The sequence below is a fragment of the Micromonospora sp. WMMA1998 genome, from assembly GCF_027497375.1.
Classification (GTDB): Bacteria; Actinomycetota; Actinomycetes; order Mycobacteriales; family Micromonosporaceae; genus Micromonospora; species Micromonospora sediminicola.
Genome location: NZ_CP114911.1, coordinates 4,131,531 through 4,155,416, shown reverse-complemented (window position 1 = coordinate 4,155,416; position 23,886 = coordinate 4,131,531). Strand labels below are relative to the sequence as shown.

Below are 23,886 nucleotides of genomic sequence, written 5' to 3'. Positions count from 1 at the left end.
GATCGTTAGGCTACCCCACCCCCGCCCCCTCCGGCGACCCACCACCCGCCGCACCCCCCGGCGGCCCCGGCCGTGTCGCTCGCTCCCGTCCACCCCCGGGATCAAGGAGGGGGCCGGGTCAGGACGGGAGGGGGGTGAGGCGGGTGCGAGGGCCGGCGCGGAGGACGCCCGACGGGAGCTTCTTGCCGACCAGGGTCTCGGCCAACTCCGCCGCCTCGATCAGGGCGTCCAGGTCGATGCCGGTGACGACGCCCATGTCGTGCAGCATGTGCACCGCCTCCTCGGTGGCCAGGTTGCCGCTGGCGCCCGGGGCGTACGGGCAGCCCCCGAGCCCGCCGACGCTGGCGTCGAACTCGGTGACACCCAGCTCCATGGCGGTCAGCATGTTGGCCAGGGCGGTGCCCCGGGTGTTGTGGAAGTGCAGCAGCACCGGCAGGTGGGCGTTGCGGTCGCGGACGGCGGTGACCAGCTCGCGGACGCGTCGGGGCGTACCCATGCCGGTGGTGTCGCCGAACGCGACGCGGTCCGCGCCGTCGCGGGCGACTCGGTCGACGATCGCGGCGACCCGCCGCGGATCGACGTCGCCCTCGTAGGGGCAGCCGAAGCTGGTCGCGACGATCACCTCGGCGGTGGCGCCCGCGCCGTGCAGCAGGTCGATCAGCTCGGCGATGTCGTCGAGCGACTCCTCGGTCGAGCGGTTGACGTTGCGCCGGTTGTGCGTGTCGCTGGCCGACACCACCACCTCGATCTCGGTGAAGCCGGCGGCCAGCGCCCGCTGCGCGCCCCGGGTGTTGGGCACCAGGGCCGAGTAGCGCACCCCGTCGACCTTCTCCGCCCGCTGCCACACCTCGTCGGCGTCGGCCATCTGCGGGATCGCCTTCGGGTGGACGAAGGAGACGGCCTCGATGCGCCGCACCCCGGTCCGGGACAGCGCGTCGAGCAGCCGCACCTTGGCGTCGGTGGGGATCGGCTCCTCGTTCTGGAGCCCGTCCCGGGGGCCTACCTCACGGATGCTGACGTGGTCCGGCAGTTCCGCCATTGGGGTCACCTCGCTGTGACGTCGTTCGTGGCTCGTCTCCCCGAAGTGTGACACCCCGGCGGGGGTCGCCCCGCCGGCGGATCCGTGATGGTGTCGTATCGGGCCACCGCCGTTCGTGGAGCTGGTGGGGCGGCCGATCGGGCCGCGGCCCGGGACCGAGGGGGACCACATGACGGAGTACCTGATCGCGTTCAACGACGAGTGGGTGCACGAACACACGGCGGACGAGATGCGCGAGAAGGACGTCGCGGTGCGGGCCGTGATCGACGAGATGCTGGCGGAGGACGTGCTGATCTTCGCCAACGGCGGGCTCGGCCGGTCCACCGTGGTGTGCGCGGTCGAGTCGGTCGACGGCAGGCCCGTCTTCACCGACGGCCCGTACGCCGAGACCAAGGAGCACCTCGGCGGGTTCGTCGTCGTGGACGTGGCGGACGACGAGGCGGCCCAGCACTGGGCCGGCCGGCTCGCGACAGTGCTCGGCTGGCCGCAGGAGGTGCACCGGTTCCACGGCCCCGGGCAGGCCCGGCGCGCCGCCTCCGGAAAGCGGTGAACGCACCCTCGGCGGTGACCGCCGAAGCGGCGCTCACCCGGGCCCACCGCGAGGAATGGGCGCGGGTGGTCGCCGACCTCACGCGTCGCTTCGGCGACCTGCACGTCGCCGAGGACGCGACGGCGGAGGCGTTCGCGGCGGCCGCGGCACGCTGGCCGCGCGAGGGCGTACCGCCCAGTCCCGGTGGCTGGCTCGCCACCACGGCGACCCGCAAGGCGATCGACTGGCTCCGTCGTGAATCGCAGCGCGACGCCAAGCACCGGGCGGCCCTGGTCATGTATGACGACACCCCTCCCCGACCGACCGGCCCGATCGCTGACGACCGGCTCCGGCTGGTCTTCGTCTGCTGCCACCCGGCCCTCGCCATGGAGGCCCGGGTGGCGCTCACCCTGCGCCTGGTCGGTGGCCTCACCGTCGCCGAGATCGCCCGCGCCTTCCTGGTCCGGGAGACCGCGATGGCGCGGCGGATCACCCGGGCCAAGGAGAAGATCAGAGCCGCCGGCATCCCGTACCGGGTGCCCTCGGCAGACGACATCCGCGAGCGGCTCGACGGCGTGCTCGCGGTGGTCCACCTCGTCTTCAACGAGGGCTACCTGGCCGGCGAGGGGGACGACCCGCTCCGCGTCGACCTCAGCGACCGGGCGATCCACCTCGGCCGGCTGCTCCGGACCCTGCTCCCGGACGACGGCGAGGTCGCCGGGCTGCTCGCCCTGATGCTCCTCGTCGACGCCCGGCGGCCCGCGCGGGTGTCCCGCACCGGAGAGCTGGTGACCCTCGCCGAGCAGGACCGTGGCGCGTGGGACCGGGCCCGCGCCGCCGAGGGCAGGGCCTTGATCCGGGAGCGGATCGGGGCGCTCGCCGCCGGCGGTGACCCACCCGGGCGCTACCAGCTCCAGTCCGCGATCAACGCGGTCCACATGGAGGCGACGTGCGCGGCGGACACCAACTGGTCCACGATCGTCGCCCTCTACGACCGCCTGGCGCTGCTCGACCCCTCGCCGGTCGTGCGGCTCAACCGCGCGGTAGCGGTCGCCGAGGTCGACGGCCCCGGCGCCGGGCTCGCCGAGATCGACCGGCTCGCCCCGGCCCTCGACGGCTACCACGCCCTGCACGCCGCCCGCGCCGACCTGCTGCGTCGGCTCGGACGCGACGACGCGCGGCCGGCGTACGATCGGGCGATCGGTCTCGCCGGCAACGCCGCGGAGCGCGCCTACCTGACCCGCCGCCGGGACCAGCTCGGCGGCGACCCCGTCCCGGTGCCGGACGGCCGGTAGCGACGGCACGGCCGTCCGGCACCAGCGCGGGTCAGCGCATGCGGCCGACGATGCCGGTGTCGTAGTCGCCGGAGAGGAACTCCGGGTTCTCCAGCAGTTCGGCGAAGAACGGCAGGTTGCACTTCGGGCCGACGATCTCGAACTGGGCGACCGCCGCGCGCGCCCGCTCGACCGCCTCCTGCCGGGTCGCGCCGCTGACGATCAGCTTGGCCAGCAGGCTGTCGTAGAACGGGGTGACGGTGTTGCCGGCGACGTAGCCGGAGTCGACCCGCACTCCGGCGCCGGACGGCTCGTTCCAGGTGGTGATCGCGCCGGGGCCGGGCAGGAAGCGCTTCGGGTCCTCGGCGTTGATCCGCAGCTCGATGGCGTGGCCGCGCGGGGTGAGCGCGTCCGGGTCGAACGTCGGTGCCAGGCCGGACGCCACCCGGAGCTGCTCCTCGACCAGGTCGACGCCGTAGACGTATTCGGTGACCGGGTGCTCGACCTGGAGCCGCGTGTTCATCTCCAGGAAGAAGAACTCCTGCGTGGACGGGTCGAGCAGGCATTCGACGGTGCCCGCGTTGCGGTAGTCGACCGCCTCGCCGGCCCGGACCGCGGCGGCCAGGAACCGCTCCCGCAGCTCGGGTGAGACCGCCGGGGACGGCGACTCCTCGACCAGCTTCTGGTTGCGCCGCTGCACTGAGCACTCCCGCTCGCCGAGCGCCACCACCCGGCCGTCGGCCAGGCCGAGGATCTGCACCTCGACGTGGCGCACCCGGGGGAAGTAGCGCTCGATCAGCACCGAACCGTCGCCGAACATCCGCTCGGCGAACGCGCGGACCTTGTCGTACTCGGTGCGCAGCGCGGCCTCGTCGGCGGCCACGCCCATGCCCATGCCGCCGCCGCCCGCGGCGGCCTTGACCATCACCGGGTAGCCGATCTCGGTGGCGGCCGCGACGGCCGCGTCCAGGTCGGCGGCCGGTTCGGTGGTGCCGGGCGCGACCGGGACACCGGCCGCCGCCATCAGGTTACGAGCGTTGATCTTGTCGCCCATCGCGGTGATCGCGTCCGCGCCGGGTCCGACCCAGATCAGGCCGGCCCCCTCGACGGTACGGGCGAAGTCGGCGTTCTCCGACAGGAAGCCGTAGCCGGGGTGGATCGCCTGCGCGCCGGTGCTCCGGGCCGCGTCGAGGATCGCCTCCACGTTGCGGTAGCTCAGCGCCGGGTTGGCCGGCCCGACACAGACCGCCTCGTCGGCCTCGGTGACGAACGGCAGGTCGGCGTCGGCCTCCGAGTGCACCGCGACGGCCCGGATCCCGAGCCGGCGGGCGGTGCGGATCACCCGCCGGGCGATCTCCCCACGGTTGGCGACCAACAACGATTCGATCATGTGCGGCACGGACGTGACCCCTTCTCGACGCAAAGCCGGGGTCCCTTCTTAACACGCGTTAAGGTGCGTGCGGCGTGTCAGGTCGGGTCGGTGGGCGCGAGCAGGGCCGCCAGGGTCGCGCCGCGCAGCAGCTCCGCCCGCCGCCGGCGGTCCACCTCGCCACCCAGGAACGGGGTGGAGTTCATCAGGCCGAACGCGGCGTGGGCGAGCACCCGGGCGGCGCCGTCCGGCAGACCGGGGTGCAGCGCGGTCAGCACGGTGACCCACTCCTCCACGTACATCCGCTGGAGGCGGCGGATGCGGCGGCGCGGCTCGTCCGGGAGGCGGTCGAGCTCGTGCAGGTGCAGCGCGATCACCGCCGGGTTGGCCAACGCGAACTCGACGTGGAAGTCGATCAGCGACTCCAGCGCGCCGCGCGCGTCGTCCGGGCGGCCGGCGGCCCGTTCCCGCCCGCCCGCGAGCAACCCCTCGCTCACCGGGATCAGCGCGGCGACGAGCATCGCCTCCTTGCCGGCGAAGTGGTGGTAGAGCGCCGGGCCGGTGACGCCGGCGGCCGCGCCGATGTCGTCCATCGACACGCCGTGGTAGCCGCGGGCCGCGAAGAGGCCGACCGCGATCTCCAGGATCTCGTCCCGCCGGGACCGACGCCGGGCCGCGCCCGCCGCACCCCGCGCCTGCTGTTCCACCGCCACCGGGCCAGCCTAGACCTCGCGTCCCGGGTGAGGCAGCCGTGGTTACCCGTCGGTCGCCTCACACCGGCACGCTCTCACTCCTCCCCGATGCCGTGCTCCGCCCGGATCTTCGCCGCCTCGGCCGGGCGGTCCTGGTCGTCCAGCGCCCGGGCGAGCAACCAGGCGGCCTGGGCGGCCGGACGGGAACCGGCGGGCAACCCGGCGAGCACCGGGCCCAGCAGACGTTCGGCCTGGTCGGGTCGACCGTCGCGCAGCAGCAGCTCACCGGTGAGGACCTCGACCTGCGCCGCCTCGCCGAACGCCTCGATCGACCGGAGCCGGTCGGGCACGCCGTCCACCCGGTCCAGCGCGGCGGTGATCCGCTCCTCGGCGATCAGCACCCGGGCCACCGCGTCGGCGGCCATCGCCCGCTCGTACGTCACCACGGGCGGCTCGTCGGGCAGCCCGGCGAGCGCCCCGACTGCCTCGTCCACCCGCTCGATCGCGGCCACCGCCGCCGGCAGGTCACCGGACCAGTGCAGGGCGAGCATCTCCCGCCGTCGGGCCCGCAACTCGTCCACCGGGTATCCGGCCAGCCGCCAGGCGGTCGCGGCCGCGGCGAACCGCTGCGCGGCCAGCGCGTCCCGGTCGGCGTCGTAGAGGATGCCGCCGGCCTCCTCCAGCACCTGCGCCCGCTGCGGGAGATTGTCCGGCCCGTCCAGGTTCTCGGCCAGCTGGTCGAGCAGCCCGAGCGCCAGGTCGGGCTCGCCGAGCCCTTCGTAGATCCCCGCCAGCAGGTGCCGGCAGCGGTCGGCCTCGGCCTGCGCGCCGGCCCGGTCGAGGCCGAGCACCGCCTCCTCCGCCACCTCGGCGGCCTCGGTCAGCCGACCGGCGGCCCGGTATGCCTCGGCCAGCTCCCAGCGCAGCAACGCGTCGCCCGGCAGCCCCTGCTCGACGCAGAGGGTGACCGCCTCGGCGAGATCCTCCACCGCCTCGGCGGGCCGCTCGCCGGCGAGCAGCGCCCGCCCCCGGGTGACCCGCAGCGGCAGCCGGGCGCCGGCCGGCGCGACCGCCAACGCCTCGTCGCACGCCGCCACCGCATCGGCCGGGTCCTCCGTCGCGCGGACGTACGCCAGGCAGGCGGCGGTCAGCATCTCGCCGTCACCCACCTCGCCGGCCAGCCGACGGGCCCGCACCGCCGCGTCGCGGAACTCGTCGGCCCGCTCCAACTGCTCCAGTACGTGCGTGCGGTGCAACGCCACCCGGCCGTCCAGCCACGGGTCGAGGCCGGCGTCGGCGTCGGCGCGGTCGAGCGCGTCCAACGCCTCCGCCCACCGCTCCCGGTGCACGTGGGCCAGCGCGAGCCGGTCCCAGGCGGCGGCGCGCTCGCGCGGCTCACCGTGCGCGGCCAGGTGCTCGGCCGCCTCCCGGGCCAGGGTCAGCCCCTCCTCGGCGCTCTCCTCGACAGTGCTGAGCAGCGCGCCGAGCCGACCGGCCACCACCTGGGCCCGGAGCGGGTCCGGCACCTCGCGCCAGGCGGCCAGCGCGGCGCGGTTGACCTCGATCGCCACCGGCACGCCGTCGTCGTCCTGGGACACCTCACCGGCCCGCAGTTCGAGCCGCCGGGCCCGGGTGGCGGCCGGCAGCTCGGTGTCGCCGAACCGCTCGTCGTAGGCGCGCAGCGCGGCGACCAGCCCGTCCCGCCGGTTGGTGCGCCAGCACTCCTCGGCCAGCGCCAGCAGCTCGTCGGGGTCGGCCTGGGCCGGCACGGTGACCGGTGCGGCGGTCACCGGCCCGCCGCCGGAGCGCGGGGCGGGCACCGGCGGGCGGCGCAGGCTCGCCGAGAGCGGGAGGTGCTCGCCGTCCGGCTCGGCCGCGATCCGTTGGGCGATCCGCTCGGACTGGTGGGTGGTGCCGTTGCGGGCGTCGAACCGCTCGGCCAGCGCGGTGGCCGAGTCGGCCAGCTCGTCGGCGAGCGCGCCCGCCGGCACGTCGGCGGCCGGCCGGTCACCGGCGGCCCGACGGTGCACGGTCAGCTCGGCCGGCACCTGCCGCAGGGCTGCCGCGGCGGCGGCCGCGAAGTGCATGCCGGCGGCCGGGGTGGGTGCCCGGTCCAGCCAGTCGAGGTGCCGTTCGACCAGCTCCAGCGCGCGTGCCCCGTTGCCGGTGACCGTGCAGAACTCGACGTGGTTCGCGATCTCCCACAGGTCGGCGAGGCGACCGCGCAACCGCCGGTACGCCTCCCGGTGCGCGTCCCGCGCCTGCTCCCGCCGACCGGTCTCGCGGTAGGAGGCGAGCAGCGCGGTGAGGATCCCCTGCGGCTGCTCGACGCAGTTCAGTCGGCCGGCGAGCACCGGCTCGGCGAGCGCCACCGCCTCGTCGTGCCGGCCGATGTCGGCCAGGTAGCCCACCTGCGTGGTCGGGTCGCAGCCGGCGCAGTCGGAGAGCGCGTCCCGGGGGGTGGTCATCCACAACCGGTACGCCTCGGCGGCCGCCGACTCGTCGCCCAGGTGGTCGGCGACCAGGAACCGGTGCTTGTGGACCGCCTGGAGCGAGTGCCCGGACTCCCGGTAACGCCGTTCCATGTCGTCGAGCACCGCGTACGTCCGGTCCAGCGGCAGCTCGGGGAACTTCAGCATGGCGTTGACCATGTACTTGAAGTACCAGAGGAGCTGGTGGGTGTAGCCCTGGTGGTAGGGCTGCGGGTCCCGGTCGAACTCGGCCAGGCACCAGGAGAACGTGACGAACGACTTCGCCGGCTCCCCACCGTGGACGTACGCCGGGGTCGCGGTGATCCGGGCGGCGAAGGCCAGGTGCCGGTCCTCGCCCGCGTCGGCCCGGCGCAGCAACTGCTCCAGCGCCGCGATCTGCCCCGGGCCGTACGGCATGGACTCGATCTCGCGCAGCATCCGCCAGAGGTCTTCGTCGGTCACGAGGTCACTCCTGTCCCGGTACGGCCCGGCCGAGCAGGCCGAGGAAGGAACTGTTCAGCAGCGCGGCGTCGGCCGCCCGGATCGGATGGTGGCCGAGCAGCAGGGCCTGCCCGTAGAGCGCCTCGACGGCCAGCCCGACCAGCTCCGGGTCGGTCAGCGTGGTGACCCGGCGGACCAGCGGGTTGCGGTGGTTGAGGACCAGCTGCGGCCGGTCCGGCGGGGCGGAGGCGGCCAGCGCGTCGAGCACCCCGCCCCACAGCTCGTCGGCCTTGTCGCGGCTGGCGGCGAGCTGGTCGTGGAAGGCGGCCGAGCGGGAGACCAGGTAGAGCGCCGGCAGCGAGACCGGGTCGTACGCCCGGACCACCACCTCGCAGCCGAGCCGTTCCAGGGCCCGCTGCGCCCCGGCGAGGAACGGACGCAGGGCCAGCTCGGTCGCCGGGTCGAGGATCTCGAACCGGGTGGTGAGGTCGCTCGGCTCCAACCGCTCGATCAGCACCGATCGGTCCACAGTGGGCAACCGCTCGATCAGCTCGGTGTCGTAGGTGTAGCCGCCGTTGACCACGGCCAGGTCCTGCGCGGCGGCCACGGCGGCGAGCTGGCGGAACTCGTCCAGGCTGGCGGCGTAGCGGATCAGGCCGTGCCGGCTGCGGAACTCGGCGAGCGTGAGCGTGCCGACGTTGGTGTCCATCGGCCACCACTGGTCGACCAGGCGCAGCATCTCGTCGTCGTGCAGCGCCAGCGCCTTGACCCCGAGGTGGTGCACCTGGAGGAACTCGGCGAGCCGGTGCGGGTCGTGCGTGGCGAGCCGGACCAGCCAACCGCGGATCTGGTCGCCGAGCGACTCCCGGACGGTGCCGAGCAGGGCGTCCTCGTAGAGCGCCTCGCGACTGGCGGTGGGGCGCAGCTCGCCGGCGTCGACCACGCAGTGGGCGAAGAACGCCCACTCGGGCAGCAGGCCGTCGGCGTGCTCGGCGAGCAGCATCCGCTTGAGGTAGACCCGGTGCCCGGTCCGCCCGGCCGGGTTCACCGGCGTGGGCAGGATGAAGGCCACGCCGGTGAGGCCGGCCTCGGGCACCGACAGCGGCACCACGTCGAACGGGACGAAGCCGAGCAGGTCACGGGCGTAGCGGGCCAGCCCGGCCCGGTCGACGGCCGCGCCGGGCGTGGTCGGCCAGGGCGGCGGGCCGGCGGTGGTCGGCGTGTCGCCGACCCGGACGTCCACCGGCAGCAGGCTGCCGTAGAGGCGGGCCAGTTCGGTGACGGTGGGGGTGCCGAACCACTGGTCGGCGTCGCGCCGGGGCACCAGCGTCACCGTGGTCCCGGGCTCGGTGCGGGCCTGCTCCGGCTCGGCGAGCCGCACCGCGTAGCGCCCGTCGGACCAGCCCGTCCAGAGCACGGTCGGCTGGTCGGCGTGCCGGGTGACCACCCGGATCTCGTCCGCGACCAGGAAGCAGGAGAGCAGGCCGATGCCGAACTGACCGAGGAACTCGTGCCGGGAGAAACCCAGCTCGTCCCGCTTGGAGCTGCGGCCGATGGTGGCGAGCAGCTCGTGCACCTGGGACTCGGTGAGGCCGATGCCCGTGTCGTGCACGCGCAGCGTCCCGTCGCCGGTCAGCTCCGGCGGTTCGATCCGCACCCGGGCCGGGGCGTCCGGCTCGGTGGACCGACGGGCGGTGATCGCGTCGACGGCGTTCTGGAGCAGCTCGCGCACGTAGACCCGCGGGCTGCCGTAGAGGTGATGACTGAGCAGGTCGACCACGCCACGGAGGTCGACCTGGAAGGTGCGGTCCAATCGCGCTCCCGGTGCCGGATTTCGGCGCTCACCGTACCGGCCGTGGCCGACAGTGTCCGCCCCCCTTTCCGTCGGTCGGCTTGACCCTCGACCCGGTGCAGGCCGCACCGTCCGTCGGCATGACCACCACCGCCCTGGGCCGGAGCTACCGGCTGCTCTGGTCCGCCGCCGTCTGCTCCCGGCTGGGCGACGCGCTGCGTACGCCGGCCCTGGCGCTGCTGGCCGCGACGCTCACCCGGGATCCCCGGGCGGTCGCCGCGGTGACCGTGGCCGGACAGCTTCCGCCGCTGCTCCTCGGCCTGCTCGGCGGCGTCTACGCGGACCGGTGGGACCGGCGGCGGACGATGGCCGTCGTGGACGGGGCCCGGGCCGTGGTGGTGGCGGCGCTGGCCTGGCTCGTGGCCACCGGGCAGGCCGGCATCACCACGCTGGCCGCCGCCGCGCTGCTGCTCGCCCTGCTGGGCACGCTCTTCGACGCGTCCGCGTTCGCCCTGCTGCCCGCCGTGGTCCGGCCGGCGGCGCTGGCCCGCGCCAACGCCCACCTCCAGGCCGGAACCACGGTGGCGGGCGGTTTCGTCGGCGCCCCCCTGGCCGGCGTCCTCTTCGCCACCGCCGCCGCCCTCCCGTTCACCGTGGACGCCCTCACCTTCGCCCTGGCCGCCGCCCTCGTCCTCGCGATCCCCCGCCGATCTTGCACTTTCGACCCGGGCGAAACCCCGGAAAGCGGACGGCTCGCGGGCCGCAACCGCAAGATCGGCGGAGTCGGGGTGTGGCGGGAGGGGTGGGAGGGGGTGCGGTGGGTCTGGGGGGATCGGGGGTTGCGGGGGCTGGCACTCGCGTCGGCGGGGTCGAATCTGGCGATCAGCGGGCTGGCGGCGGTGCTTGTGCTCTATGCGCTGGAGGTGCTGCGGGTGCCGGCGGCGGCGTACGGGCTGTTCTCGGCGGGCGTGATCGCCGGCGGGCTGGTCGGCGCGCTGCTCGCCGGCCGGCTGGCCGCCCGGTTCGGCACGCTGCCGGCGCTGCGCGGGGTGCTGCTCGGGCAGACGCTGGCGTTGACCGGGTTCGCGCTGGCCCGGCACCCGCTGACCGGTGGGCTGGCGCTGGCCGGCGTGGCCGCCGGCACCACGATCTGGAACAGCCTCTGGTCCGCGTACGGGCAGCGGCACGTCCCTCCGGGCCTGCTCGGCCGGGTCGGCGCGGCACAACGGACGCTCGGTCTGGCCGCCGCTCCGGTCGGCGCGGCGCTCGCCGGGTTCGCCGGCCGGGCGTACGGGCTGGCGCCGGTCGGCTGGGCCGCCGCGGCGGTGTTCGCGCTGGTGACGGTCGCCGCCTGGGTGACGTTGCGGGACGGCGGCGTCGGGTCACCCCCGGCCGGGCTCGAAGCCGGCCAGCCGGACGGCGAGCCGCTGCCGGGCCGGCGGGAGCGCGGAGACCACCCGGAGCAGCAGGTCCCGTAGCGGCCGGACGGCCGGCGGTGCGGCGGCGAGCCGGGTGAGCCCGGCGGCGAAGCCGAGCACCTCCTCGGCCCGGGGGCGGCGCTCGGCGGCGTACGCGTCGAGGGCCTCCGGGCCGGCGGCGAGCGCGTCGCCGAGCGCGACCGCGTCCCGCAGGCCGAGGTTCATCCCCTGCCCACCGGCGGGGCTGTGCACGTGCGCCGCGTCGCCGGCCAGCAGGACCGGGCCGGACCGGTAGGTGTCCGCGATCCGGTGGTGGATCCGGAACCGGGACGCCCAGGCCACGTCGGTGACCCGGTCCGGCCGGCCTGCCGGGCCCCGCTCGTCGAGCAGCGCCTGGAAGTGCCGCGCCTGCGGCTCGCGCGGTGCGTCGGTGACGGTGGCGACCAGCCGGACCGTGCCGTCGGGCAGCGGCGCCCAGATCAGCGGGCCCTGTCGGGACAGGAAGAGGGTGACCTGGTCGCGCGGGAGCGTGCTGTCCACCCGCACGTCGGCGAGCAGGAACGACTCGCCGGGGTCGGCCGGGCCGCCGAACCCGATGCCGGCCAGTTCGCGGACCCGGCTGTGCATGCCGTCCGCGCCGACGACCCAGCGGGCCCGGACCGTGCCGCCGTCGGCGAACCGCGCGGTGGCGCCGTCGTCGTCGAGGTCGAGGCCGGTCAGCTCGTACGGCCGCCGCACCCGCCCGCCGAGCGCGCTGAGCCGGTCGGTGAGCACCGCCTCGGTCTCGGCCTGCGAGATCAGCAGCGCGTACGGGTAGCGGGACGGCAACCGGTCGAAGGGGACGGCGGCCAGGACGCGGTCCCGGTCGCGGACGGTGAACCGGGTCGAGTGCAGCCCCCGGGCGGCCAGCGGGGCGGCCACCCCGATCCGGTCCAGCACCTCCAGCGTGCCGGCGTGGACGACGGCGGCGCGGGAGGTGACGGGCGGCTCGGCCAGCCGGTCGACCACGGTCGCGGTCATGCCGTGACCGGCCAGGGCCACCGCCACGGCGAGGCCGGTCGGCCCGGCTCCCACCACGAGGACGTCCGTGGACTCGGGCAGCATCGCTCCACCTCCGGCTGGGTCAACAACTGTTTGCCAACGCTTGTTGACCCAACACTAGCGTCGATGTCAACGCCTGTTGGCCTACAGTCGTGGACATGACCGACACGGCCCCCCGCACCCGCCGCTCGGACGCCACCCGGGCGGCCATCCTGCGCGCCGCCCGGGCCCGCTTCGCCGCCGACGGCTACGACCGCGCCACCATCCGCGCCATCGCCGCCGACGCCCGGATCGACCCGTCGATGGTCATGCGCTACTACGGCAGCAAGGAGGGGCTCTTCGCGGCGGCGGCCGAGTTCGACCTGCACCTGCCCGACCTGACCCGGGTGCCGCCGGACCGGCTCGGTGAGACGCTGACCCGGCACTTCGTGCGCCGCTGGGAGGCGGACGGGACACTGGTCGCCCTACTCCGGGCCGCCAGCACCAACCCCGGCGCGGCCGAACGGATGCGCGGCATCTTCGCCGACCAGCTCGCCACCGCCGTGGCCCGCTCCGGCGCCGACCCGGCCACCGCCGCCCGCCGGGCCGGACTGGTGGCCAGTCAGATCCTCGGCCTCGCCCTCACCCGGTACGTCGTCCGGCTGCCGCCCGTGGTCGACCTCGACCCGGAGGAGCTGGCCGCCTGGGTCGGCCCGACGATCCAGCGTTACCTGACCCAACCTTTCCCCCCGTCCCACGCGTCTGCGAGGTGACGGAGGGAGGAGCCGGATGGGGCGTGCCGCGGACGACGGGCTGCGAGAGTACACAGAAGGGCGAATCGATTAATTGGGGTGACGCCGCCCAGCAGGCGGCCTGGAGAGTTGCAAGCTTCTTGACCAGCTAGCTCGGGTTGGACAACTAGACAAAGGATCGGAAGCCCTTCAGCGAGCATTGCAGGAGGGCCCCCGACCTTGAAGGTTAAGCGAGCATGAAAGGTGGCAGTGATGGCGGAACTGACTTTTGTCAGAGGGGTAGATGCGATAGGCGGCAGCAGAAGGCTTCGCATGTACTTGGACGGCGAATTATTCACCAACCTGGGGCCAACGGATCGAATTCTGTTAGACGTTGCCGAGGGGAGACATGTTCTCCAAGCACGTCTTGACTGGCTCCGCAGCTCGCCACTTCCTCTAGACCTCAAGGCCGGAGATGCCGTCACGATTGAGGTAACTGCCGGAGGAAGAGCGGCGAGTTTCGTCGGGACCTTCATCCGGCCCCGGAGTGCGCTCGAATTGACCATCAAGCGCAGTTGATGCGTATGCAAGTGCTGACGTGCCGAGCGCGTGGCGACCTGGTCGTGCCCGAGCCGACCCGACCCGGCGACCTGCTCGCCCTCGGCGCGGAGGACGGCCTGTCCGTCCGCCGCTATCCCGGCACCGGCGGCGCACCGCAGCAGCACCAGGTGGGCACCGGCGACCTTCCGCCCGGCTACCGGCTGGACGAGGTCTACGGGCGGGGTTGGCAGCGCGGCGACCGGATCGCCCAGGCGGGCTGGACCACCACCGGCACCATGGGCGGGGCGGAGGGCGTGGCGGTGGTGGACGCCCGCACCGGGGCGGTGACCCGCCTGCTCGACCTGGGCCGCGAGGACCGGGCGAAGGCCTGCTGCGAGGTGCTCGGGTGGTCGGCCGACGGTGCGGTGCTGTTCCGCTCCGACCCCACCGGCCTGGCCCGCTGGCGGCCGGGGACCGGCGAGGTCGACCTGGTGGCCCGCGACGTGATCGGCCCGGTGTCGTTGCCCGCCCGCTGACCGGCCGGCCCTGCCGCGCGTTCGGGAGGGCCGGCCGGGACGGTCAGCGGGTCAGGCCGCCGGGCTGGTCGCCCTTGACCACTGGCGCCCGGACCAGGTTGCCCCACTCGGTCCAGGAGCCGTCGTAGTTGCGCACCTGCGGGAAACCGAGCAGGTGGTGCAGCACGAACCAGGTGTGGCTGGACCGCTCGCCGATCCGGCAGTAGGCCACCACGTCGTCGGACGGGCTCAACCCGAGCTGGTCGGCGTAGATCGCGCGCAGCTCGTCGGCCGACTTGAACGTGCCGTCGTCGTTCGCGGCGGACTTCCACGGCTTGCTCACCGCGCCCGGGATGTGCCCGCCGCGCAGCGCGCCCTCCTGCGGATAGTCGGGCATGTGCAGCATCTCGCCGGTGTACTCACCCGGCGACCGCACGTCGACCAGCGGCCGACCGGCCGCCACGTGCGCCATCACCTGCTCCCGGTAGGCCCGGATCGGCGCGTCGTCCCGCGCCGGCACCGGATAGTCGGCGCGCGGCCGGCTCACCTTCTCCCGGGTCAGCTCCCGCCCCTCGGCGGTCCACTTCTGCCGGCCGCCGTCGAGCAGCCGCACGTCGGCGTGGCCGAAGAGGGAGAAGACCCAGAGGGCGTACGCGGCCCACCAGTTGAAGTTGTCGCCGTAGAAGACCACGGTGTCGTCGCGCCCGATGCCCTTGGCCGCGCACAGCTCGGCGAAGGCCGCGGCGTCCAGGTAGTCGCGGGTGACCTGGTCGTTCAGTTCGGTGTGCCAGTCGACCTTGACGGCGCCGGGAATGTGGCCGGTGTCGTAGAGGAGCACGTCCTCGTCGGACTCGACCACCACGAGGCCCTCGTCGCCCAGGTGTTCGGCCAGCCACTCCGTGGTGACCAGGCGCTGCGGGTCGGCGTACGACTGGAGGCGGGGATGCGGATCGCTCGGCACAGGCATGATCCCCAAGGTACGCCGGATCAACGGGCGGCGGCGCCGGTCAGGCCCGGCGGTGCACCAGCCGGCCGGCGACCACGGTGGCCCGGCACGAGCCGTCCGCGTCGAACACGGCCAGATCGGCCCGGCCGCCGACCACCAGCGTGGCCGGTCGCGCCCCGGGCAGCACGGCCACCTCGTTGCGGACCGCGGCGGCCCGCAGCGCCGGGTCGGCGACGTGCGCGTCGAGCACCGCGGCGACGCCGAGGCGGAACAGCGCGTGCACCCGCTCACGGGGCGTCGGGGCCGGGGGCAGCGGCCCGTCGTGCACCAGCGCCGGCCCGAGCGTGCCGGCCCACCGCCGCACCCGCACCCCGGGGTACGCGCCGGACAATTCCTCCGGCGAGGCGACCGCCTCGACCCGGTCGCCGGCGACCAGGACCGCCAGCCCGGCGCGGGGCTCGTCGTCGAGGGTGAGCCGCAGCAGGTCGGCAGCGTGCACGGTGCGCACCGGTCAGTCGGCCTCGACCGGGCCGAGCATCGGCCGCTTGGCGGTGACGAAGTCGCCGGAGGACCGCCCGGTCAGGCGCCGCCGGATCCACGGGGCCAGGTGCTGGCCGGCCCAGCGCAGGTCGGCGGCGCGCGCGGCCAGCCACGGCGTGGGCGCCGGGTGCGGCGGCACCATCAGCCACTGCTCGTCGCAGCCGATGCCGAGCGCGTCGAGCACCTGGGCGGCGACCCGCCGGTGCCCGGCCGCGGACAGGTGCAGCCGGTCGGTGCTCCACAGCATCGGGTTGAGGTAGGCCTCGTCGGCGTAGAGGTCGACCAGGATGGCGCCGTGCCGCTCGGCGACCTCGCCGACCACCCGGTTGAGCAGGGTCACCCGGGGCGCCACCAGCCGCTGGCCGGGCAGCCGGGCCATCACGTCGGCGAACCGGAACAGCACCACGTCGCTGCCGCCGCCGCGCAGCCGCCCGACCACCGCGTCGAAGCGCGGCACGAACGAGTCCGGGTCGAAGTTGCGCCGCAGCACGTCGTTGCCACCGGCCGCGAAGCTGATCAGGTCGGGTTTCATGGCCAGCGCGGACGGCACCTGCTCGGCCACGACGTTCGGGAACAGCCGGCCCCGGATGGCCAGGTTGGCGTAGCCGAAGTCCGGCCCCGCCTCGGCGGCGAGCCGGGTGGCGACCAGGTCGGCCCAGCCCCGGTAGCTGCCGTCCGGATACGCGTCGTCCATGCCCTCGGTGAAGCTGTCGCCCACCGCCACAAAGCTGCGCCAGCGCACGGCGCCTCCCCCTCAGACGTCCCGGCAGAATCGCGTCGCTCAGTCTGTCACCGTCCGGGCCGGTCCCGACGCCCCTGGGGGCCGGACGTGGCGGACGTCTCGACGTCCTGTTCCCGACAGCCCGCCGGCCGGACAAAACCCCCGGCACGTCCGGGCGGGGCAGAATCCGTCGGCCGGACCGGGGATGATGTTCGCCGTCATCCGGTCGGGCGAGCCGCCCGGCCGGTCCCGCGTACGGCACGAGCGAGGAACCACATGACGCAGGGGCACCCACCGGCGGCAGGTTGGCCACCGCCCGGCAACGCTCATCCCCCGGCCGGCCCGCCGCCCGTACCCGGGCCGCCGTGGGCGCAGCCACCACCACCGCCGCCGCCGAAGTCCCGCCGAGGGCTCTGGATCGGGCTCGCGGCCGGCGCGCTCGCGCTGGCGGTCTGCGCTGGCACGCTGGTCGGCGTCGGGCTGGGCCTGCGCGGCGACGACGAGGAGGGCGCCGCGCCGAAGGCGGCCGCCGCGGCCAACGGCGTCACGGTCACCGACGCCGAGCTGGCCGCCCTGCTCGACCGGCACACCAGGGCGCTGGCCGACAAGGACCTGGACGGCTACCTGGCCGCGTTCGACCCGGCCCGCAAGGACCTGGTCGCCGGGCAGACGCAGCTCTTCCGCAACCTCGCCAAGCTGCCCCTGTCGGTGGCCCGCTACGAGACCGTCGAGCAGCAGGGCCGGGCCAGCGACGCGTTCGGGCAGGGCGTCACGTTCCAGCTCGACGTCTCCTTCGTGCACCAGTTCGACGGCTTCGACCTGGCGCCGGTGACCGAGTGGTACCGCTGGACGATCGTCCGCACCGGCAAGGACGCGCCGATCCGGGTCATCGCCGTCACCGGCGCGCCGGCCGCCGCCGGGGGCAGTTCGAAGACGGTCTACCACCCCGGCCCGTGGGACAAGTGGCGGGACATCCACGTCGAGCGGACGCCGCACGCCCTGATCGTCACCGACGCCGGCCGCGCCGCGGCGGCGAAGCGGCTCGCCCCGGCGGCCGAGGCCGCGATCGTCCACGACCTGGCCGTGTGGCGCGCCGGCGGGCTGCCCGGCCCGGTGCCGAAGGGCTTCGTCCTCGCGCTGGCCAAGGGCAAGGACGAGATGACCTCGCTCTACCGGGTCGGCAAGGAGAAGGCCACCGAGGCGGGATTCTCGCTGGGCATGGTGGCGGCCGAGCGCACGGACGGAACGTTCACCATCGGCGGCACCCGCGTGGTCGTCGACACCGACGAGGACTACTTCACCCGCTCCGGCGGCGGCAACGACGCCGGCATGGTGTTCCGGCACGAGGTGGCGCACTCGCTGATGACCCCCCGGACCGACCTGGCCGAGGTGGACGCGTTCGACCGGCTCGACGAGTGGGTGGTCGAGGGCTTCGCCGAGTACGTCGCCTTCCACGGCCGCCCGCTGGGCACGAGCGAGCGCACCGCGGCGGCGCGCCGGCTCGTCGCGGACGGGTGGAACGGCAGGCTGCCGGACAACGGCGGCTGGAACCAGCCGGATCGGGTGAGCTTCCACTACTGGCTCGGGCACGCGGCGATGAACCACCTGGCCGAGAAGTACGGCGAGGCGAAGCTGTTCCGCTTCGTCGACGCCGTCTACGCGGGCACCCCGACCGACCGCGCCGCCCGGGACGTGCTGGGCGTGTCGCTCGACGAGTTCCAGGCCGGTTGGGCCTCCTACGTCCGCGCCCAGGCGCGCTGAGCCGGATCGGAGACGACGGATGACCTACCAGCACCAGCAGCCGCCGCCCGCGTACCCGCCGACGGGCTGGCCCGGACCGGCCGGTCCGCCGCCCGCGGCGCCGAAGCGGCGCGGGCGTCTGGCGCTGCTCGTGGCCGGCGGTCTGGTGGCCGTGCTGGCGGTCGCCGGCGGCACCGCCTACGGCGTGTCCCGGCTGGTCGGCGGCGACGACGACGGACGGGAGCTGCGCACCGCCTGGGTGCTCGACTTCCCCGAGCGGCAGCGCAACGGCCTGAAGACGTTCGACGGGCAGGACATGTTCGGCGCCTGGCTGATCGGCGACGCGGTGGCGCGCGCCCAGCCCGACGGGGTCATCGCCTACCGGCTGAGCGACGGCGGGCAGGCGTGGGGCGTGCCGGCCCCGCCCGGCAGCTCGCTCTGCGGCGCCGCCCAGACCCTGGCCGAGGGGCGCGGCGTGGTGGCGCTCGGCTCCGCCGACTCGTGCGACACCCTCGTCGGCTTCGACGCCGCCGCCGGCACCCGGACCTGGCAGGTGAAGATCCCGGCCGAGCGTCTGAAGGGGCGGGGCCTGCTCACCGCGCCGGACCTGTCGGTCGCGGGCGGGCAGGTGGTGGTCCGTTCCGACCAGCGCGTCCTCGGCTACTCGCTGGCCGACGGCAAGCGGCTCTGGCAGACCGACGCCGACCGGCTGCTGCCCGGCCGGGACTGCCGGATCACCGACACACAGGCCGCCGGCACCCAGGCCGTGGTGACCGCCCGCTGCGACGGAGTCCGGGGCGCGCTGCTCGGCCTGGACCCGGCCACCGGCGCGGTGCGCTGGCGGCAGCAGTTGCCCGACGCGCAGCAGAGCGACGGTGTGCTCAGCGTCGACCCGCTGGTCAGCCTGCCCGGCCTGGAGGGCCGGACGTTCGTCGCGCGCGACGCCGCCGGCGCGGCGCGGGCCACGTTCGGCAACCCCGTCGGCGGTACGCGCTTCAGCGACCTGCCGGTCAACCGCTCGAACACGGTGGAGGGTCCGGCGGTCCGGCCGTACCTGGCCGACGCCGACACGCTCTACCTGCCGACCGAGGCGGCCAACGTGCCGGGCAAGATGCGCCAGGCCAACCAGGTGGTGGCGATCGCCCTGGCCACCGGGGAGCGGCGCTGGGTCTCGACCGGGCACACCGACAGCGAGGTGGAGCTGATCCGCCTCGACGAGCAGGGGGTGCTCGCCTGGGAGGTCGGTGACCACCGGGACCTCGCCCCGCGGCTGGTCCGGATCGACCTGGCGAGCGGAAAGGTCACGGTGCTCGCCGAGGGTCCCCGGTCGGCCGGCACCGAGGGCACCGACGCGAAGGTCCTGGAGCGGGACGGGACGGTGGTGCTCGTGCCGTGGAAGCACGTCAGCGCGGACGCGGCGGTCACCGTCCTGCGGTGAACGGCCGCGGGGCGGTACCCCAAGGATGGGCTGGCCTCCAGGGTCGACTTCTCTGGTCCACTAGCATGAACATTGATGGGAGCCGACGCAGTAACCCTTGACAGGCATTGATGCAGGATTTAGGGTAAATTCATCTTTATTTATCCCATAGGAGGATTCGTGCCCCATCTTCGCCGCAGATTAACGGCCTTAACGATGCTTTCGACACTCCTTGCAGGGGCAGCCTTAAGCCCAGCCACTCCGGCGGCAGCTGATCAGACAGACATACCGGAGTGTGGGTCACAGGTTACCTACGGCCCTTGGATTCCAGGCGGAGTGCTCACTCCTTCCGTAGTTTCGAGAACCGTGCATGTTACTGTTGCGCATTGCGGCATTGGTCGTTTTGTCAAAATCGCCGTCGACGACGTTCCAGATCGGTGCAAATTCCTTCTTAACCATGAGGTATTTGACTACGGCTGGCAAGAAGTCATCGATGGAATGCTTCACACTGGGGAGTACCAAGGGATAAAGTATCCCCCCAACTGCTAGTGCAGCTCGGAGCAGCTCTTTCAGCGCTCTAAATCGAGGTGTCCGGCCAATAGGGGCCACATCAGTTCAACACATGTGACGGGCCCCCGCGCGTACTGCACGGGGGCCCGTCACCGGGAAGGATGCTCCTATCGTTCGTCAAGGCGCCGAGTCGGTTGGGTGAGTAGTTGGTAGGTCTCTCGGGCGACGTAGCGTTTGGGGCATCGGATGATCTGGGGTTTGCTGAGTCCTTGCTTGGTTCTGCGGTCGTGGTGGTGGCGAGGGCGGGGGTCGGTGGCCAGGCGGGTGATGACGATGCACCAGAGGGCGCAGACGTCACCCCGCCGCCCGATGGTTGCCGATGTGGTCTGTCGCCTTTTCCACGGCCCGGCCGGGCGCCCTCAGCAGTCGAACACCGACCAGCAGATGTCGTTGCGCAACCGCTGGTCGTCCAGCACCAGTTCGCGGATCGCCGCCGGCAACCGGTCGCGCTGCCACCGGCACTCGGCCCGCCCCGCCGCCACGCTCCGGTCGGCCGGCGCCGCCGCCCGCACCGCCTTGATCGCGTACGCGGCCGCGCCGAGTTCGTGCGCCGCGACGTGGGCGACCACGGCGGCCTGGCCGGCGGCGTACGCGGCATGGCGCGCCGCCCCGCGCAGCGGCCGGGCCGCGCCCATCGCGTGCCCGCCCGCGGTGCGCGAGGCCGTCATCGTGACCTCGCCCCGCGCCCAGGCGCGGACCCGCTCGATCGCCTCGCGCGGGCGCGGGTCCTCGGGCCGCACCGCCTCGAAGAGCGGAAGGACGTGCTCCGCGCACACAGCGGCCCAGAGCGCGAGGAGGTGGTGGTCGGCGTCGGTGAGGGTCCCGCCCCGACGGATGGTCGTGAAGCGCGGGTCCCGCACCGTCGGCAGGATCACGACCGCCGCTCCGGCCCGGCGATCGGCGTGGCCCGCAGGGCCGCGTCCAGGGCGTTCGTCAACCTGGCGACCCGACTGCCGCCACCGCTGGTGGGCGGGTAGCGGCGGAGCACGTCGACCAGCGTCGGGGTGGCCCACCGTCGGGGCCGCTCCAGGAGCGCCTCGCCGACCGCCGGGGCGTCGCCCGCCGCCAACTCGCCGATCCGGGCGGCGCTCGCGGCGGCGCGCAGGATGTGGCCGACCTGGGTGACCCGGGCGATCGGGTGCAGGTAAGCGGCCGACGCGGCGTCCCCGGCGCACCGGGCGGCCAGGCGCGCGGCCTCGGACGGCGCGGACCGGGCGGCCCGGTGCGCGTCGACGGAGGTGACCCGCTGCCGGTTCGTCCGGTCGGCGCCGTCGACGAACGCGCGGGCGGCCTCGATCGCCGCGCGGGGACGCCTGTCGCCGGGTACGGCCCGTTCGTAGACCGGCAGGACGTCCTCCGCGTGCCGGGCCACGTAGCGGGTCACCTCACGCAGCTCGTCCATGGTCAGGTCGAAGTCTCCGGTTGCCATGCCCTTGAATCGTATCGTTGAACTTCGGTTGACGCTTCGCACCGACCTCGGCGCTAGGCGGCGTCGGAAAGCCTCAACCGGTGGTCAGCCCCGGACGCCCCGCCGGTACGGCCCCCAGCCGACGAACCGGTCGAACAGCTCGCGCGGGGTGGGCCCGTCGTGCGGGTTGAGCCGGAACAGGTCGTGGGTGGCCTCGTGGTAGAGCCCGGACAGGTAGACGGCCAGGTCGACGGGGTGGTCGGCGTACTCGACCTTGAGCAGCAGGCGCGCCTGGGCGCAGGGCCACGGCGCGCCGCACGCCCGGCACAGCCACAGCGGCCGGATCGGCAGGTGGGCCGGGTGGTCCGGCGGGTAGGGGCGGGGCCGGTCCGGGTGCGGCCCGAGCCGGGGTACGGGGAGGATCATGCGTGACAGTCTGCTGAGGACACCATTACGCTCGGAAGTCGTCGGCGCCGGCCCGGGAAGGGGTCGGGAAGCCGGCCGGTGAGCGAGGAGGACGGGTGGAGAACGAGCCGACCGCCGAGCTGATCCGCGCCCAACTGCGGCGGCTGCGACTCAAGGCCGAGCTAAGCCAGGAGGAGTTCGGGAGGCTTGTGCACTTCTCCAACTCGCAGGTGTCGGCGGTCGAGCTGGGCCAGCGACCGCTGGACCGGTTCTTCCTGAAGCGGGCCGACGAGGTACTGGGCACCGGCGGGTTGTTGACGTCGTTGCTCAAGCTCGCCGAGCGCGACGGCCAGCCGAGCTGGTTCCGCCCCTGGCTCGACGCCGAACGCCAGGCCCAGCAGTTGCGCACCTACCAACCGACTCTGGTGCCCGGGCTGCTTCAGACCGAGAACTATGCCCGCGCGATGATCCGCACGGATGATCTGATCAGCGACGACGAGGTCGAGCGGCGGCTCGGGGTGCGACTGGATCGGCAGTCGATCCTGTCGAGCGCCGACCATCCGAAATACATCGCCGTGGTCGAGGAGTCGGTCCTGCGCCGAGCGGACGAGGGCTACCGCGGACTGATGGCCGAGCAGATCGCGCACCTGATCGCGTGCGCCGAACGTCCGCACATCGACGTTCACATCGTGCCGACCCGCGTCACCGTGCACGTCGGCCTCGTCGGCCCGTTCGCACTCGCCCGGGGAGCGGACGGCGGGTGGGTCGGCCACCTGGAGAACCAGCTCGGCGGCGTGGTGGTCGACAACGACGAGGACGTGGCTATCCTGCTGTCCAGGTGGGAGAGCGTCCGCAGTGAGGCTCTTCCGCGCCAGCAGTCGGTCGAGCTGATGAAGGACGTGATGACCTCGTGGAGCTGACCGGCGCGACCTGGCGCAAGTCCACCCGAAGCGGCACCCAGGGCGACTGTGTCGAGGTGGCGGACAATCTTGTCGGGGTGGTCGGCGTGCGCGACAGCAAGGACCCGACCGGTCCCGTCCTCACCTTCAGTCCGGCCGCCTGGCGCGCCTTCGTCCGGGTCAGCGGGGGCCGCGCGTCGCGCTGATCAGCACCGTCTGCTTGCGTACCCGGAAGGCGCCCTCGGCCTCGATCCGGGCGCGGACCCGGTCCCGGACGGCCGACTCCTGCGCGGCGGTGAGCGGCCCGACCATGCTGGCGAGGTAGGCGAGGACCGGCTCCACGGTGGGCACCGCCAGCTCGTCCGGGTAGCGCTCGACCGTCACGTCGCCCAGGTGGGCGGCGATCCGGGCGGGCGCCTCCTCGGCGGTGGTGCCGTCCTGGTGGAACCCGGCGGCCACCTGGGCGCGGTCGACCGCCGGCCCGAGCGTGTCCAGCTCGGCGAGGTGGTCGCGACCGTTGAGCGCCACGGCCAGCCGGCCGCCCGGCCGCAGCACCCGGGCGAACTCGCGCAGCGCGGCGTCGGGGTCGTCGAGGTGGTAGAGCATGTGGTTGGCGATCACCGCGTCGAAGGCGGCGTCGGCGTAGGGCAGGCGGCCGGCGTCGCAGCGCTGCACCCGGGCCCCGGGCACCTCGCGCAGCCGGGCGCACATCGCGGGTGAGAAGTCGGTCAGGGTGAGCCGCAGCCCGACCGCGGGGCGCTCCACCCGCTGCCACAGCTCGCCCGTGCCGGCGCCCACCTCCAGCACCTCGCCGGCCAGCGGCAGCCGTTCACCGAGCCAGGAGTACCAGTCCTGCGGGTTCGTCCCGTACGCGTGCAGCGCGATGCGCGCGGTGAGGTTGCCGGTCGTCGTCGCGTACTGGCTCACGGCGCGAGCCGACGGTGTGGTGGTCACCCGTCGACGGTAGGACAGAACCTCGGTATTCAGCGTTGCTATCTACCGGTACCTAGTGCTACTTTCTAGCGGTAGTCAGCGTCACTTGGTAGCGAGGGGATGACGACGTGGGCAACCAGATGACCGAGATGCTCAAGGGCACGCTCGAAGGCATCGTGCTGGCGATCCTGGCCCGCCGGTCCGCGTACGGCTACGAGATCACCGCGTGGCTGCGCGACCGCGGATTCTCGGACATCGCGGAAGGCACGATCTACGCGCTGCTCGTCCGCGTCGAGCAACGCGGCTTCGTGGACGTGGAGAAGGTTCCCTCCGAGAAGGGGCCCCCGCGGAAGGTCTACTCGCTCAACGCGAAGGGGCGGGAGCAACTCGCCGAGTTCTGGGGGACGTGGAGCGTCCTCACGGAGCGCATCGAGCAACTTCGCGACACCGACAACGCACACGACGAAGGAGCATGA

23 protein-coding genes are annotated in these 23,886 nt (G+C 73.9%); 10 read left to right on the top strand and 13 right to left on the bottom strand.

All coding sequences use genetic code 11. From position 1 onward, the window contains the following. Positions 1-118: 118 nt before the first annotated feature. The gene (locus tag O7600_RS18840; RefSeq protein WP_281594197.1) at positions 119-1,030 is read right to left on the bottom strand and encodes a hydroxymethylglutaryl-CoA lyase; all 912 of its coding nucleotides are present in this window, start codon (positions 1,028-1,030) and stop codon (positions 119-121) included. 178 nt (positions 1,031-1,208) lie between these two features. On the opposite strand from O7600_RS18840, the gene O7600_RS18835 reads away from it, so the two are divergent. Both O7600_RS18835 and O7600_RS18830 read left to right on the top strand, forming a co-directional pair. Further along, positions 1,209-1,589, top strand: coding sequence for a YciI family protein (locus O7600_RS18835; RefSeq protein WP_281589138.1), 381 nt, complete (start codon positions 1,209-1,211; stop codon positions 1,587-1,589). Positions 1,590-1,603: 14 nt separating this feature from the next. Further along, positions 1,604-2,863 carry a DUF6596 domain-containing protein gene (locus O7600_RS18830; protein WP_281589136.1) on the top strand — a complete coding sequence of 420 codons (1,260 nt, stop codon included), beginning with the start codon at positions 1,604-1,606 and terminating at the stop codon, positions 2,861-2,863. 31 nt (positions 2,864-2,894) lie between these two features. Here O7600_RS18830 and O7600_RS18825 read toward each other — a convergent pair whose 3' ends face one another. From O7600_RS18825 to O7600_RS18810, 4 genes are all read right to left on the bottom strand, one after another. After that, on the bottom strand, positions 2,895-4,232 hold the full coding sequence (locus O7600_RS18825; RefSeq protein ID WP_281589134.1) for a biotin carboxylase N-terminal domain-containing protein: 1,338 nt from the start codon (positions 4,230-4,232) through the stop codon (positions 2,895-2,897). A 77-nt stretch (positions 4,233-4,309) separates the two neighbouring features. Further along, entirely contained in the window at positions 4,310-4,924 is a 615-nt protein-coding gene (locus O7600_RS18820; protein ID WP_281589132.1) for a TetR/AcrR family transcriptional regulator, read from the bottom strand. 74 nt (positions 4,925-4,998) lie between these two features. Beyond that, a complete protein-coding gene (locus tag O7600_RS18815) occupies positions 4,999-7,836 on the bottom strand; it encodes a hypothetical protein (protein ID WP_281589130.1) in 2,838 nt (945 codons plus the stop codon). Between the two features lie 4 nt (positions 7,837-7,840). After that, positions 7,841-9,628 (bottom strand): HSP90 family protein, encoded by a 1,788-nt coding sequence (locus O7600_RS18810; protein ID WP_281589128.1) that lies wholly within the window; start codon positions 9,626-9,628, stop codon positions 7,841-7,843. A 119-nt stretch (positions 9,629-9,747) separates the two neighbouring features. Here O7600_RS18810 and O7600_RS18805 point away from each other — a divergent pair, with 119 nt between their 5' ends. Continuing rightward, positions 9,748-11,085, top strand: coding sequence for an MFS transporter (locus O7600_RS18805; protein ID WP_281589126.1), 1,338 nt, complete (start codon positions 9,748-9,750; stop codon positions 11,083-11,085). On the opposite strand, the gene O7600_RS18800 is transcribed toward O7600_RS18805, so the two are convergent. Further along, complete coding sequence (locus O7600_RS18800) at positions 10,990-12,129, bottom strand: FAD-dependent monooxygenase (protein WP_281589125.1); 1,140 nt, start codon at positions 12,127-12,129, stop codon at positions 10,990-10,992. The two genes, O7600_RS18805 and O7600_RS18800, sit on opposite strands and share 96 nt — an antisense overlap. Before the next feature lie 89 nt (positions 12,130-12,218). Here O7600_RS18800 and O7600_RS18795 point away from each other — a divergent pair, with 89 nt between their 5' ends. Continuing rightward, complete coding sequence (locus tag O7600_RS18795; protein WP_348651347.1) at positions 12,219-12,818, top strand: TetR family transcriptional regulator; 600 nt, start codon at positions 12,219-12,221, stop codon at positions 12,816-12,818. Between the two features lie 536 nt (positions 12,819-13,354). After that, positions 13,355-13,852 (top strand): hypothetical protein, encoded by a 498-nt coding sequence (locus O7600_RS18790; RefSeq protein WP_281589120.1) that lies wholly within the window; start codon positions 13,355-13,357, stop codon positions 13,850-13,852. A gap of 43 nt (positions 13,853-13,895) precedes the next feature. Here O7600_RS18790 and O7600_RS18785 read toward each other — a convergent pair whose 3' ends face one another. The 3 genes from O7600_RS18785 to O7600_RS18775 are packed head-to-tail and all read right to left on the bottom strand — an operon-like array spanning position 13,896 to position 16,059. Next, the gene (locus tag O7600_RS18785; protein WP_281589119.1) at positions 13,896-14,798 is read right to left on the bottom strand and encodes a sulfurtransferase; all 903 of its coding nucleotides are present in this window, start codon (positions 14,796-14,798) and stop codon (positions 13,896-13,898) included. 40 nt (positions 14,799-14,838) lie between these two features. Then, positions 14,839-15,276: a hypothetical protein gene (locus O7600_RS18780; RefSeq protein WP_281589117.1), complete on the bottom strand. Its 438-nt coding sequence runs from the start codon at positions 15,274-15,276 to the stop codon at positions 14,839-14,841. A 12-nt stretch (positions 15,277-15,288) separates the two neighbouring features. After that, positions 15,289-16,059 (bottom strand): SGNH/GDSL hydrolase family protein, encoded by a 771-nt coding sequence (locus O7600_RS18775; protein WP_281589115.1) that lies wholly within the window; start codon positions 16,057-16,059, stop codon positions 15,289-15,291. A 255-nt stretch (positions 16,060-16,314) separates the two neighbouring features. Between O7600_RS18775 and O7600_RS18770 the strand changes: the two genes are divergently transcribed. Together O7600_RS18770 and O7600_RS18765 are read left to right on the top strand one after the other, a co-directional pair. After that, on the top strand, positions 16,315-17,799 hold the full coding sequence (locus O7600_RS18770) for a hypothetical protein (protein WP_281589113.1): 1,485 nt from the start codon (positions 16,315-16,317) through the stop codon (positions 17,797-17,799). A gap of 19 nt (positions 17,800-17,818) precedes the next feature. Further along, entirely contained in the window at positions 17,819-19,216 is a 1,398-nt protein-coding gene (locus O7600_RS18765; RefSeq protein WP_281589111.1) for a PQQ-like beta-propeller repeat protein, read from the top strand. A gap of 908 nt (positions 19,217-20,124) precedes the next feature. Here the strand turns inward: O7600_RS18765 and O7600_RS18760 are convergent. From O7600_RS18760 to O7600_RS18750, 3 genes are all read right to left on the bottom strand, one after another. Next, positions 20,125-20,640, bottom strand: coding sequence for a putative immunity protein (locus O7600_RS18760; protein WP_281589109.1), 516 nt, complete (start codon positions 20,638-20,640; stop codon positions 20,125-20,127). Further along, positions 20,637-21,194, bottom strand: coding sequence for a putative immunity protein (locus O7600_RS18755; RefSeq protein WP_281589107.1), 558 nt, complete (start codon positions 21,192-21,194; stop codon positions 20,637-20,639). Before O7600_RS18755 ends, O7600_RS18760 begins: the two co-directional genes overlap by 4 nt. Before the next feature lie 84 nt (positions 21,195-21,278). Then, entirely contained in the window at positions 21,279-21,599 is a 321-nt protein-coding gene (locus O7600_RS18750) for a hypothetical protein (RefSeq protein ID WP_281589105.1), read from the bottom strand. Between the two features lie 95 nt (positions 21,600-21,694). Between O7600_RS18750 and O7600_RS18745 the strand changes: the two genes are divergently transcribed. After that, a complete protein-coding gene (locus O7600_RS18745) occupies positions 21,695-22,498 on the top strand; it encodes a helix-turn-helix transcriptional regulator (RefSeq protein WP_281589103.1) in 804 nt (267 codons plus the stop codon). Further along, a complete protein-coding gene (locus O7600_RS18740) occupies positions 22,489-22,683 on the top strand; it encodes a DUF397 domain-containing protein (protein WP_255292538.1) in 195 nt (64 codons plus the stop codon). The genes O7600_RS18745 and O7600_RS18740 overlap by 10 nt, the downstream gene beginning before the upstream one ends. Here O7600_RS18740 and O7600_RS18735 read toward each other — a convergent pair. After that, a complete protein-coding gene (locus O7600_RS18735) occupies positions 22,658-23,431 on the bottom strand; it encodes a class I SAM-dependent methyltransferase (RefSeq protein WP_281589099.1) in 774 nt (257 codons plus the stop codon). The genes O7600_RS18740 and O7600_RS18735 overlap by 26 nt on opposite strands. A 107-nt stretch (positions 23,432-23,538) precedes the next feature. Between O7600_RS18735 and O7600_RS18730 the strand changes: the two genes are divergently transcribed. Further along, positions 23,539-23,886, top strand: a complete 348-nt coding sequence (locus O7600_RS18730; protein ID WP_099163169.1) for a PadR family transcriptional regulator — start codon at positions 23,539-23,541, stop codon at positions 23,884-23,886.

What these genes read in the sequence shown, in the direction of transcription:
- O7600_RS18835 (WP_281589138.1), top strand. Translation starts at nt 1,209, where the DNA reads ATGACGGAGTACCTGATCGCGTTCAACGACGAGTGGGTGCACGAACAC.
- O7600_RS18825 (WP_281589134.1), bottom strand. Translation starts at nt 4,232, where the DNA reads ATGATCGAATCGTTGTTGGTCGCCAACCGTGGGGAGATCGCCCGGCGG.
- O7600_RS18805 (WP_281589126.1), top strand. Translation starts at nt 9,748, where the DNA reads ATGACCACCACCGCCCTGGGCCGGAGCTACCGGCTGCTCTGGTCCGCC.
- O7600_RS18800 (WP_281589125.1), bottom strand. Translation starts at nt 12,129, where the DNA reads ATGCTGCCCGAGTCCACGGACGTCCTCGTGGTGGGAGCCGGGCCGACC.
- O7600_RS18790 (WP_281589120.1), top strand. Translation starts at nt 13,355, where the DNA reads ATGCGTATGCAAGTGCTGACGTGCCGAGCGCGTGGCGACCTGGTCGTG.
- O7600_RS18785 (WP_281589119.1), bottom strand. Translation starts at nt 14,798, where the DNA reads ATGCCTGTGCCGAGCGATCCGCATCCCCGCCTCCAGTCGTACGCCGAC.
- O7600_RS18770 (WP_281589113.1), top strand. Translation starts at nt 16,315, where the DNA reads ATGACGCAGGGGCACCCACCGGCGGCAGGTTGGCCACCGCCCGGCAAC.
- O7600_RS18765 (WP_281589111.1), top strand. Translation starts at nt 17,819, where the DNA reads ATGACCTACCAGCACCAGCAGCCGCCGCCCGCGTACCCGCCGACGGGC.
- O7600_RS18755 (WP_281589107.1), bottom strand. Translation starts at nt 21,194, where the DNA reads ATGGCAACCGGAGACTTCGACCTGACCATGGACGAGCTGCGTGAGGTG.
- O7600_RS18750 (WP_281589105.1), bottom strand. Translation starts at nt 21,599, where the DNA reads ATGATCCTCCCCGTACCCCGGCTCGGGCCGCACCCGGACCGGCCCCGC.